Source organism: Bremerella cremea, from assembly GCF_039541315.1.
Taxonomy (GTDB): Bacteria; Planctomycetota; Planctomycetia; order Pirellulales; family Pirellulaceae; genus Bremerella; species Bremerella cremea.
Genome location: NZ_BAABFZ010000003.1, coordinates 676367 through 689518 on the forward strand (window position 1 = coordinate 676367; position 13152 = coordinate 689518).

Annotated in this window: 6 protein-coding genes; all 6 read left to right on the top strand. The window is 56.9% G+C overall.

Going from position 1 to position 13152, the window contains the following annotated elements; all coding sequences use genetic code 11:
* The first annotated feature begins 85 nt into the window (after window positions 1-85).
* Window positions 86-1486 (top strand): leucine-rich repeat domain-containing protein, encoded by a 1401-nt coding sequence (locus tag ABD890_RS04960; RefSeq protein WP_345086474.1) that lies wholly within the window; start codon window positions 86-88, stop codon window positions 1484-1486.
* Window positions 1487-1690: 204 nt separating this feature from the next.
* Complete coding sequence (locus tag ABD890_RS04965; protein WP_345086476.1) at window positions 1691-5581, top strand: hypothetical protein; 3891 nt, start codon at window positions 1691-1693, stop codon at window positions 5579-5581.
* A gap of 110 nt (window positions 5582-5691) precedes the next feature.
* Window positions 5692-7329 carry an L-aspartate oxidase gene (gene nadB, locus ABD890_RS04970; RefSeq protein WP_345086478.1) on the top strand — a complete coding sequence of 546 codons (1638 nt, stop codon included), beginning with the start codon at window positions 5692-5694 and terminating at the stop codon, window positions 7327-7329.
* A gap of 168 nt (window positions 7330-7497) precedes the next feature.
* A complete protein-coding gene (locus ABD890_RS04975) occupies window positions 7498-8280 on the top strand; it encodes an ABC transporter ATP-binding protein (RefSeq protein WP_345086480.1) in 783 nt (260 codons plus the stop codon).
* A 67-nt stretch (window positions 8281-8347) separates the two neighbouring features.
* On the top strand, window positions 8348-11299 hold the full coding sequence (locus tag ABD890_RS04980) for a Gldg family protein (RefSeq protein ID WP_345086482.1): 2952 nt from the start codon (window positions 8348-8350) through the stop codon (window positions 11297-11299).
* A 60-nt stretch (window positions 11300-11359) separates the two neighbouring features.
* Complete coding sequence (locus tag ABD890_RS04985) at window positions 11360-13108, top strand: DUF4340 domain-containing protein (RefSeq protein WP_345086484.1); 1749 nt, start codon at window positions 11360-11362, stop codon at window positions 13106-13108.
* Window positions 13109-13152 lie beyond the last annotated feature (44 nt).

Genomic DNA, 13152 nt, shown 5'->3' on the forward strand with positions numbered 1-13152 from the left:
TGAGCAGAATGTCGGGGGCAAGGACACGGACGGATTAATCGGGAGACGCCTTCGCGGTATTTCCCGGCTGTCAGGAGGGTATTCAATGCGACATGGGGCAACATCTATTATCGCGCTAGCGATATTACTGACGGCGTTGAATTACGCTCCGGCTCAAGCTCCGGTCGGGTTTCCTCCGGTTCCGATCGACATCGGTGGTCCGATGGATCCGGAACTCGAACGCATTGTTGCCACGCTGGAACAAAGCGGCTGCCTGTTTGGCTATGGCGCCTCGCTTTCCGACGAAATCGTCAATTGGCCCGAGTATGGATGCATTCGCATCGACGGGGCCAAGATGAAAGATTCGCACTGGGACCTGCTGCTGCAGCTTCCTTCGATCAAGCTTCTTTCGCTGCACAACACGCCGTCAGAAGGCAAAGTCCGCAACTGCCTTCGGCAGATGTCGCAACTGGCTGAATTGCAGCTCGACAATAGCCTGGACGACAGCGGCATGTCGACCGTCGCCGAACTGCCAGGGTTGAAGGCGATTCGCATCGCGGAAACCAAGGTCTCGGATCATGGCATCTGGTACCTGGAAGAACTTCAGAACCTGAAGCACATCGAACTGGAAGAGCTGCCGGTCAGCAATCAAAGCTTCCACTACTTGAAGCGACTGCCGCGGCTCAACACGCTGACCGTTGCCGATGCCGACCTGACTGGGCCATGGTATCTGCAAAAAGGCGATTTCCCTGCCCTCGGCAAGCTTTCGCTGCAAGGCGAGAAGGTCGACGACGCGGTCGCCACCCAGGTTTGTCAGCTGAAGAGCCTCGTCGAAGTTCGCTTCGAACGAACGAAACTAACGATGACAGGACTGACCACTTTGGCCGGCCTACCAAATGTCGAGCAACTGTCGTGTGCGAAGTCTTCCCTGGAAGACGCCCCCTGCTCGCTGACTCGGCCAGCCACGAAGCTTTTGTTGCTCGACCTCAGTAACACGGGTGCCGGCGATCAGTTTCTTTCGACCGTAAGTCAGTTCCCTGGGCTGGAAGATTTGGACCTTTCGGACTCGCCAGTCACCGATCTGGGGATAGCTCGACTGAAGTGCCTTTCATCACTTCAAACCTTGCGGCTGAATAACACCAAAGTCACCAGCGAAGGCCTGGCCTCGATCGGTGAACTCCCAGCGTTGCGAGAGATCCACCTGCATGGCACCAAGTTGACTGGGGACGCCATCGATCACCTGGCCCAGGCCAAATCGCTGGAGTGGATCGATCTGAGTAACACCAATGTCAGTGGCGAAAAACTTTCGCAACTGGCGACCCTCCCAAATCTGCGGGGGGTGGCTTTGTTCAACACGCCGATCAGTTCGGCCGATCTGCCTTACCTGCGAAAGCTGTCGCATGTCGACGAAGTTTATGTCGATGGAAGCCAACTGACGCTGGCCGAACAGCAGGAACTTCGCGAATTCTATGCCACGGCCAAGTCGTCGCGATTTACGCCGCGTTAGGCAAGCAAGTATCGGAACAACCGATTCAAACGGGCCACAGGCTTTTTCTGATGCTCCTGTCGCCCGACACCCCCAACATGGGGAAATCCACCGTTTGGTTTTCGCACCAAAACCCCGACGGGCAATGAATCGTCTCTTATAATAGGAAGTCTCTACTTATCCCCCCTGCGCGCCAGCGCGACCGGCGATCGCCGAGAGAAGCCCATGTCGACCGATGCTCAATCGAGTTTGAACAACGCGGAACCAATCGCGTCGAAAACCACGTCGCAAGATTTCATCCGTCGCAAGATTAACAGTACGCGACGCAGTGTGAAGTTGGCGGAGTTGGCTGCCGGTCTGCTTTTGTTCATTGCCGGCTCGCTGCTATTCGTGCTGACGCTGGCCATCATCGACCACTGGATCGTCGGTCTGAACTTCACGGCGCGACTGCTCGCGTTCCTGGTTTACATCCTGGCAGCGGCAGGGTTTCTGTGGATTTACGTCGCTCCCCTGCTCTTCCATTCCATCAATCCGCTGTACGCGGCGAAGATGATCGAGCAAGGTCAGCCGACGCTGAAGAACAGTTTGCTGAACTTCCTGTTCCTGACTCAAAACCAGCAAGGCACTCGGAAGGCGGTTCTCGACGCGGTCGAATCCCAGGCCGCGACCGATATCTCGTCGCTGTCGCTGGAACACCTGGTCGATTACTCGAAAGCGATTCGGGTCGGCTACGTTCTAGCGGCCCTGGCCGTGCTGTTTGGTTTGTACAAAGTTCTTTCGCCCAAAGATCCACTGCAAACCGCCGCGCGCGTCGCGATGCCTTGGAACGACATCGCTCGTCCTTCGCGTGTGAAGATCATCGATGTTCAACCCGGCGACACGACCGTTTATCAAGGTGAACAGTTGCCTGTCTCGGTGAAGCTGCACGACGTCGGCAGCGGTGACCGTCTCGAACTGATTTATTCCACGAAAGATGGTCAGCTTGTCGACAAAGTGATTCCGCTGGAAGTGAGCGAAGATGGCTTCAGCTTTCAGGCAATCATCAACCCGACCGATACCGGCATCCAGGATGATCTGACCTATCGTATCGAAGCTGGCGACGCGGTCTCGCGCGACTTCGAGGTCAGCACGCTCGAAGCACCATCGATCGACGTCGCATCGGTTCGCTACGACCTGCCGGGCTACACCGGCGAGTCTGGCTGGGATCAAGAAGGAGATGGCCACATCCGCGCGCTCGAAGGGACGATGGTCACCATCCGCGCGGTGAGCAATCGCCCGATTCAAAAGGCGTATATCGAATTCGATCCGGTCGCGAACTCGCCAATCGTTTCGCTCAACACGCTTCCGATGCAGATTGCTTCGGAAGAACCAACACGTGCCTCGATTCGCTTCCCGCTCGAGATGAACGACGCCGGTTCGGCAGGCAAGTTTCGTTCGTACCAGATTCGCTTCCGAACCGAAGATGGCGTGCTGAACCCTCATCCGGTTCTTTACGACATCGAAGTGACACGCGACTTGCCACCAGAAATCGAGTTCCTGGAGCCGACCGCCAACGAGGTGGAACTGCCTGTGAACATGCCGCTGGACGTTCGCTTGCGGGCAATCGATCCGGACTATGGCATTCGTCAGCTTCGCGTGAACGGGGCGGTAACCAAAGGTCCTGGTCAGCCAGCTCAACCGCTGATCAACGCTTCGCTGCTGCAGCAACCGAAGTCAGGGCAAGTGCTCGCCGACTGGAAGCTCACGCCGAAAGAGCATGGCCTGAAGTCAGGCGACATCGTTCGCTTGACCGGCATCGCCGAAGATACCCGGACTGACTACTCCGGCAACTTGAAACCGAACATCTCGCAAACGCAGTCGCGCATCATCCTGATTACCGATCCGGTTACCCGTCCGCCTGGCGAAAACCAGCAGCCTGGCAACCAGGACGAGAACCAACCCAAGCAAGAGAAGCCAGGCGACGAGAACCAGCCTGGCGACTCGCCCGAAGAAAACCAGAAGGGTGAATCGGGCGAAGAAGGCGAGAACGGCGAAAAGTCGGCGGGGGGCTCGAAGGAAGGTGAAAACGGCGAGCAGTCCGAAGAAAACAAGGGCGAAAGCGGCGACGAAGGGAAGAAGGGCTCGGAAGACGGTTCCGGCGAGAACGGCATGCGTGGCCCTTCCGACAGTCCGCAAGACGGCGAGAACTCGGGCGAGTCGGACGACAAACAGCAAGGTAAGGGAGGCGGCTCCGGCGATCCTTCAGGCGATCAAGAGCAACAAGATCAGCAGCAAGGCAAAGGCAACCAATCGGAAGATGGCAACGAGCAAGGCGATCCGCAAAAGGGAGACGCCCAGCCAGAGCAAGGTGGCCAAGGCGAACGCAACGAAACGGGTGGCGACGAGCAATCCGAATCGAAGCAATCAGGCGGAACCGGCGGCGAAGCTTCGACCGGATCCGATCAGCAGCAGCGTCAACAAAACAAAGCTGATCAACAAGGGTCGCCTAACGGGAAAGGAACCGGCAAGGCAGGCGATCCCAACAAAGGTGGCCAGCTCCAAAATGGTGACGCTTCGACTCAGCCGAACGAAAGCTCGACCGTTGAAAAGCGTGACGAGCCGATCGCTTCCGACGGTACCCAGGACGGCGATGCCTTCGATACGATTCAAGATTACCTGAAGAAGAAGCAAGAGCAACAAGCCAAGGGCGACCAGCCTAAGCCGGATGGCCTGAACCAAAAGAACCCTCAACAACAAGGCGAAGGCGAGTCGTCCGGCGAACCGCAAGCCGCTCCGGGCGAAAACCAGAACGGCGCCGGCGGCAATTCGCAAAAGCCTGAGGGAGGCGATCCCAACAAGGCTCAGAATCAGGGCCAAGGAACAAAAGGTGGCGAGAAGCCCGGCGAAGGTGAAAAGCCCGAGCAGCAGCCAGGTGAAAACGGCGTCGACAACGGCACCCAGCCAGAGAACTCGGCCGCCGGCGAAGATGCTGCCGGCCAAGAGCAGAAGGGACAACCTGGGACGCAAGACAATAACCAGGGCGAAGGAATGCAGCGCGATACCCAAAACAACGAGCAAGGTGGCTCCGAGAACAAGGGTGGCGCCAAGCAGAAAGATGCCGAAGGTAATCCTTCGGAAGACTCGGAACGTGCCAACGATAACGGCCAGGGCGATACCACCAACTCAGGCGCCGGCAAAGAAGCTGGCGAAGAAAACACCGGCAGTCCTCAGTCAGGCGAGAAAGCCAACAAGCAAAGCGAAAACAAAATGAAGCCGGACGATCAAGCGTCCGATCAACAAGGCGATCAGCCCAAGAGCCCTTCGAACAGCGACAAGCAGTCCAACAGCAAAGGGGACAACGCCGGCGATCAAAGTGGCGGTGGCGGCGCTGGCGGCGGTCAGGCAGCCAAGCAGGCCGGCAACGACAGCCCCGGCAGCACCAGTTCGGCCGATGAAGGTGCCGGCACGTCCAATCAGCAAGGCAAGGGCGAAGTGGGCAACGAAGGTGGCGAAGGCCCTAAAGCCAACGAACAGACCGGTTCGCAGAGCAACGAAAAGGGAGAAGGCTCGAACATGACTAACTCTCCCGAAGGTCAGCAGTCAGGTGCTCAAGGCTCTCCTTCGGAAGATGGCAGTCCTCAGCAATCCCCTTCGCAGAAAAACGATCCGCAAAACAGCGGCCAGGGCCCCGGCAACACGTCGGTGCCTCAGGGTGGCAGCCGTACCGGCAATAACGAACCGCAGCCCTACGATGGTCCGCTGGTCGAACCAGGCGAAGATGCCGCGAACCTCGAATATGCTGAGAAAGCCACCAACATGGTACTGGACGAACTGCAGCATCAAGACAACCCAGACCCCGAACTGCTGAAGAAGCTGGGCTGGAACAAAGATGAATTCCAGAGGTTCGTCCAGCGTTGGCAACAGATGAAACAAGCAGCCAACAGTGAAGACGTTCAGGCTAAACAAGAACTGAACGATGCCCTTCGCAGCCTCGGACTTTCACGTGGCAAAGACGCAACCCGTCGGGTCGAGGCCCGTCAGGCAACCTCCGGTGGTTCCAGCGACACGCAGCGAAGTGCTCCGCCGGCTGCGTTCATGGAGCAATATCGGGCCTATCTTAAGGGGGCTTCTCAATAAAGCCTTGGTTAAGGCAAAATAGGGAATTCCCTGAAAATTCACCTAGCCGGGCATAACCTCCAGGAAATCGCTGCCTGTCACCCTCTTGGTTGCACAAAGCAATTCCTGACATGCACGATGCAACCATCGTTGGACGCATGGCACCCCACGTTCCCCGATACCTTGTTCCGTTCCATCCCAAAAGCGTTTCCCATTACTTCACCGATGTGCTGATTATCGGTGGTGGTATCGCAGGTCTGCGTGCCGCTTTGGAAGTGGATCCGAATCTTTCGGCATTGATCCTCTCGAAAGAGCAAATCCAGGAATCGAACAGCAACTATGCCCAAGGGGGCATCGCCGGTGTGCTGGACGAAGACGATCGCTACGAAGATCACGTCTCCGATACCATCATCGCTGGGGGAAGCCTATGCGATCGTGAAGTGGTCGACCTGGTGGTACACGAAGGGCCGCAGTGCATTCGTGAACTGATTGAATGGGGTACCAATTTCGATCGCATCGACGGTCGACTCGCACTCACGCGGGAAGGTGGTCATGGCCGTGATCGAATCGTGCATGCCCTCGGTGACTCGACCGGCAAAGAAGTGATTCGCTCGGTCGTCGAGATGGTCCGCTCGCTGCCGAATATTCAGATCTGGCAGAACGAATTCACCCAAGACCTAATCACGCACGATGGCGTCTGCCGCGGAGCGCTCGCTTCCGACGAGAAGCATGGCCGTACGCTGATCTGGGCCAAGCAAACGATCCTCGCTTCAGGTGGCGTCGGCCAAATCTACCGAGAGTCGACCAACCCTGGTGTTGCCACTGGCGACGGGATCGCCATGGCGCTTCGGGCCGGTGCCGAGACCCGCGACATGGAATTCATGCAGTTTCACCCGACCGTGCTGTATATCGCCGGTAGTAGCCGAAGCCTGATTTCTGAAGCGGTCCGTGGCGAAGGCGGTCACCTCGTCGACCGCAACGGCTATCGCTTCATGACCGACTACGACCCTCGGGGCGAACTGGCACCGCGTGACATCGTCTCGCAGGCGATCGTCTCGCAGATGGAAAAGACGCGTCATCCCAACGTTTATCTGACGCTCAAGCATCTCGACGCCGACTTCGTCAAACGCCGCTTCCCGGGCATCTACGCCAGTTGCATGAAGTTTGGCATCGACATCACCACCGAACGCATTCCGGTCCGGCCCGGGGCTCACTACATGATCGGTGGCATCTCGGTCGATACCGACGGGCAGACTTCGATCCCGCACCTTTGGGCCGCTGGCGAGGTCACCAGTACGGGGCTACATGGTGCCAACCGATTAGCATCGAACAGTTTGCTGGAAGGACTCGTATACGGTAAGAGGACCGGTCGAAATGCGTCGGAGAAGGCGCTGGCGATGCCGGACCGCTTCGAAGCGATCAACCTGCAACATCCGGTGGCTGGGCCTTCCGAACCGCTCGACCTGGATGACATCCGCAATTCTTTGAAAAGCCTGATGTGGCGAAACGTCGGGGTTCGGCGTGATTCGCATGGGCTCGAAGACGCAGTCGACACGATCGAAGCGTGGTGCCGCTACGTCCTCCCTCATCAATTCGACCATCCCCGCGGCTGGGAACTGCAAAACATGCTGCTTGTCGCCCAGGTAATGGCTCGTGCCGCTTACCTGCGAGAAGAATCGCGTGGCGTTCACCTGCGAATGGATTTCCCACAAACCGACGATGCGCATTGGAATCATCATCTTCCGATGCGGCTTTCAGACTTGCCTTAACAAGCCGTCAAACCAACGCTTGATTTCGGCAAGTCTTAATCAGTCCAGTGTTTGTGTCGCCGGGGCATTTGGTTACACTACGTGTTTTACCCTTGGTTAGTGGGGCGGCTCATCCGCTATGCGCCCCCTGCCCTGCTCTAATCAGATCGCCCAAGAAAACGAACTGCTATGGTTGATCAGAATTCCGATCTGCCGATGATCGAGGCCGACCGGCTTTCCAAGTTTTATGGAATCTTTGCGGCATCGCGAGAGATTAGTTTCAAAATCTATCGTGGCGAGGTGGTTGCCTTCCTTGGCCCCAATGGCGCCGGCAAAAGCACCACGATGAAGCTACTGACTGGCTATCTTTCCCCCAGCGAAGGGGTCGCTCGGATCGCCGGATTCAACATGGCGACGCAGCGAATTCAGGGATCGTCGCTGCTGGGCTACTTGCCTGAAAATGGACCGCTCTACCCCGACTCGACCCCGCACAGTTTGCTGTGGTTCATGGGGGAAGCCCGCGGGATGAGCCCGGCCGAACGTACCGAGCGAATTAACGCGGTCGTCGATCTTTGCAATCTGCACACTGTGCTGCACAAGCCGATCTCGAAACTCTCGAAGGGTTACAAGCAACGCGTCGGGATGGCTCAGGCCATTCTGCACGAACCTGAAGTGTTGATCCTCGACGAACCAACTTCGGGTCTCGATCCCAACCAGATCCGTGGTGTGCGTGACATGATCCGCCGCCTCGGACAGGAAAAGACGATCCTTCTTTCCACCCATATCTTCCAAGAGGTCGACGCCCTGGCGACCCGTGCCATCGTGATCAACGAAGGCCGTCTGATTTACGACGGTAGTATCGATGGCATGAAGCAGCCTGGCGAATCGCTCGACGATGCGTTCTATCGCATGACCAAGGGCGTGAATGCGTTGACCCAATCGGAAGGCGAAGAGCCTGCCGAGGCAAGCTAGTCCTGGCTGCCGGTTCTTTCCTTCCCAACCAATACAACTACCTTCGCAGATAACACGGTAACACGACATGTCCGCCGAGTTCTATTTCAAACTCCTGTCGCTGACTTTGTTCGACTTGATGTTCGCCTTGGCGTTCTTCATTTTGCTGATTCCGCTATCGGTGGTGAAGAAGGCCTCGTACGCGGTGATGAAGCGAAACTTCAAGTCGTACTTCAGCAATCCGACCGGGTACGTCTTCCTCGCAATCTTCGTGTTGCTGACCTCGATGGCCGCATTCTGGCCGCACGAATTCTTCAACGCGAACCTGGCGAACCTGAACCAGCTCAACTCACAGATCACGTTGATCATGTTGATCTTCATTCCGACGATCACCATGAGCTTGTGGGCGGACGAAAAGCGTCTGGGTACCGACGAACTGCTGCTGACCTTGCCGGCGACCGACTTCGATATCGTGATCGGTAAGTACCTGGCCGCGGTGAGCGTGTTCAGTGTTTCGTTGATGTTCTCGCAAATCTGTAACTTCCTGGTACTCGACGCCCTTTCGCTCGGCTCGCTCGACTCTGGTTTGTTCATCACCACCTACCTTGGCTATTGGTTCATCGGGTTAACGATGATTGCCCTCGGGATGGTGGCTTCGTTCATGACCAACAACCTGACCCTTGGCTTCGTGCTGGGGATCATGGTGAACGCACCATTCGTCCTGCTGCAGTACTCCGATGCCTTCGTCACCCAAAACGAATGGGTCGGCTTCCTCAGCGAAGCGAGTATCGGTAAACAGTTCGCCGACTTCGGGCGCGGGGTGATCTCGATCAGTTCGCTTTCTTACTTCCTGCTGATGACGATCGTCGGTATCTATCTGGCGATGGTTTTGATTGGCCGACGTCACTGGCTGGGTGGTAAAGATGGCGAGTCGCTGCTGATGCATTACATTATTCGCGCGACCTGCTTGCTGGTGATCGCCTTCGCCGGAACGCTGGTCTTCGTGATGAATGACGCTCGTTGGGACTATACCGAAAACGGTACCAGCAGCCTGCTGCCGCAAACCAAGGAACTGGTCCGCAACTTGTCGACCGACCAGCCGGTGCGAATCGAGGCCTTCATTAGTGCGAGCGTTCCGAAGACCTACGCCCAAACCAAGCTCGATTTGCTGAACTACCTAAGCGAGTTTCGGGCACTCGGCGGTTCGAACGTGAATGTAGTGATCCACGATGGGTTGGAACCCTTCAGCGAAACGGCCGATATCGCTCGTGAAACGTACGGGATTGAACCGCGAGCACTCGTCTCGGAAGAACGTGGCGCGTTGGCTCAAGAAGAAGTCATTCTCGGTGCGGCCGTTCAGCGCGGTCTCGAAAAGGTGGTAATCCCCTTCTTCGACAACGGTGTTCCGGTCGAATACGAATTGGTTCGCTCGATGGGAACGGTTTCCGAAAAGCAGCGTAAGCGTTTAGGGATTCTGTCGACCGATGCCCAGTTGTTCGGTGGCATTCAGCAGAACCCACTGGGCGGCTTCCAGAATATTCCACCTCAGGCAATCATTGGCGAGTTGGAAAAGCAGTACGAAGTGGTCGAGATCGATCCGAGCGTCACCATCGATCCAAGTTCGGTCGACGTGCTGATGGCCGTTCAACCGTCCGCCTTGGCACCCACCGAACTTCAGAACCTAATGGACGCCATCCAAGCGGGCGTACCAACGGCGATCTTCGACGATCCGACGCCGGTCCTGATTGGTCAGGCCACCGCGATCGGCCAGGAGAAACGCAACCCGTTCCCTGGTCGTCGTCCACCGGCTGCCAAGGGAGACATTCGCAAGCTGTGGGACATGCTGCACATTGTCATGCCTGGCAAGCAGCTTCAGACCGACCGTTACTATCAGCCTTTTGTGATTTGGCAAGATTACAACCCGGAAGTTCGCTTGAGCAAGCTGGGAGCGATTACAAAGGAATTCGTCTTCGCCGACCAGGCCACGCCAGGGGCCCCTGAGTACGGCGCGCTCAACAATACCATCGACGTTACCAGCGACTTGCGTCAGCTTCTGTTCCTCTACCCAGGGGCCATCAAAAAGCAGCCAGGCTTCCCGAAGTCGATGACCTTCACTCCGCTGGTGAGCACCGGCACCAAGATCGGTACCGTCACCTTCCAGGACCTGATGGCATCGCGACAAGATCCACGTCGCGTGGAAGCCAAGCGACAGCCAGCCATCGGACCAACCGGTGGTGCGCCCGATCCGTTTGTGTTGGCTGCAATGATCGAAGGGAAGCCTCCGACCGTTGGCCAAAATGCCGCGGCTGCAGAGAAGCCAGCCGAAGAGAAGACCGAAGAAGATGCCAAGCCTGAAGAGCCCAAGTCGGATGGCAACATCCGCGTGGCGATGGTCAGCGATATCGACTTGCTGAGCACGGTCTTCGTGCAACTGCGTGCTCAAAGCGCTGACACTTCCGAGTTGCAAGTCGACAACACCAACTTCCTGTTGAACTTGATCGACAAGCTGGCCGGCGAAGACGTCTACATTCCGATTCGCAGCCGTAAGCCTCCGATTGCTCGTCTTAGCCTGATGGAAGGTTTGACGAAGACGGCTCGCGAACAAAGCGACAACGCATTGCGTCAAGCCGCTTTGAGTGCGGAAGCCCAACGCGAGGCGCTCCAGAAAGAACTGCAGCAACCGCTGGAAGAGTTGAACATGAAGATCAACACGCTCAATGCCCGGGCCAACCAGGGTGGCGAGATTCGTGCTGAAGATCTTCGCGAAGTGCAGGCTCTGCAACTGGAACTGTCGCAGCGAAACCAGGACGTTCAAAACAAGCAGCGTGCCGCCGATCAGAAGATTCAAGCCAACCAGGAACGCGAACAGCAACGCATCACGCGGGAGCTGAACCGTGAAGTGTTGGCCTATCAAAACCAGGTCAAGACGCTGGCGGTGGCATTGCCGCCGATTCCTCCGATTGTGATCGGGATCGTGGTGTTCGTCCTCCGCCGTTTGAAAGAACGCGAAGGTCTCTCGAAGGACCGCATTATCAAGTAGGCAAGGTCCTGAAATCGTTTCATCCGAAACCTAACGCACTTGTTGCAAAGCAATATCGTCATGAGTGAATCGCTGAAGACCATTATCTTTGTGGCCATCGCCGCAATCATTGGGGGCGTCGCCTACGTTTCGCGTCCGGCTCCTGTCACCAGTACTCCGGAAGAAGAAGTCAATCAGGCCCTCTTCCCTGAGTTCACCGATCCGTTGCAGGCCGAGTCGATGAAGATCACACGCTTCGACTCCGACCGCGGGCAGCTTCGCCAATTCGAAGTTTCCGACACGCGAGACGGTTGGCAAATCGCGACCAAGAGCGGCTACCCTGCCAACGCGACCGAGCACATGTCGTTGGCAGCCAACAGCCTGGTCGACTTGAACGTGCTGCGAGTCGTCGGCGATCTGCCCGGTCAGCATGCCGAATTTGGTGTGATTGAACCGAACGCTAATGCCTTGTCTGCTGACTCGGAAGGGGTTGGCGAACTGATCACGATCAAAGGCAAGTCCGACAAAACGCTGGCCAACCTGATCGTGGGTGCCGCCGACAAAGAAGATCCGAAACTGCGTTATGTTCGCATCCCAGGTCGTGATCGCATTTACCTCGTCCGCCTTGATCCATCGGTCTTCTCGACCGAGTTCTCGGACTGGATCGACAAAGACCTGCTGAAGCTCAACCCGTTCGACGTCGGTTCGCTTCGCTTCCGCAACTACACCATGCAGGCCAATAATAACGGCATCAGCGTGCTGCCCCAGATGGACGCAACGGTTGGCTTCAACCAGGATGCCAACGCCTGGCAATTATTCCGTCTGCAAGACACCTCGCCCGACGATCCTTCCAAGCTGATCGGCGTGCAATTGCCAGCCGATCAGAAATTGAATCGCGAGAAGCTCGACGAAATCCGCAATGCATTGAACGACATCACGATCGTCGACGTCTTCCGCAAGCCAGATGCCCTGGCCGATGCCTTGAAGAACAACTCGCCACTGGAGCAAGTTCCGCAAGACGATCTGCGTACGCTGATCGCCAACGGCTTCTTCCCGTTCACCCTGCCTGGCGAAACCAAGGCAGCCATGGTCGGCGTCAATGGCGAGTTGGTGATCGAAACGGTCGATGCGATTCGCTATCGATTGCTATTTGGTATCGACAAACTGGGTGGTGACAACAAAGACCAGAAGCAGCAATACTTGTTCGTTCAGACCGAGTTCATCGACGAGATGCTGCCCCCACCAACCCTGCAGGAAGTTCCCGAAATCAAAGAAGGGGAAGACCAGGACGTCGAAGCCCAGGCCGTGGCCCGCGAAAAGATCCTGCAAGAGAACGAAGCATTAATGACCGCCTATCGCGAACAGAAGAATGAAGCGATGCGGAAGATCTTCGAGCTTAATGCCCGCTTCGCCGATTGGTACTATGTGGTGAAGGCCGAAGATGTCGATAAGATCCTTCTCAAACGCGATCAACTGAGTGTTCCACTGGTTCAAGCAACCACGCAGCCAAGTGGCACGCCGGGTCGAGAGTTTCCTGGCATCATGTCCGGCAACGGGATGATGCGGCCATCGGCCCAGCCAGCGACTCCGCCAGCTTCCACCGCGAAGCCGATGGAAACGAAGCCGGCAACTGAGGAGCCAGCCAAGGAAGAACCTTCGACCGAGAAGCCAGCTGACGAAAAGCCAGCGGAAGAACCGGAGGAAGAGGCTCCGACGAAGCCTGAACCGATGACGGAAGAGAGCGAAGACAAACTGGCCGAGCCGGAAGCTTCGACCGAAAAGGAATCGACAGAAGCGGAAGTAACCGAAGAAAAAGCGGATTCCGAATAACGCCGGCCGGGTACGTTTGCCCTGCCCCGATTCCCCGCGATAAT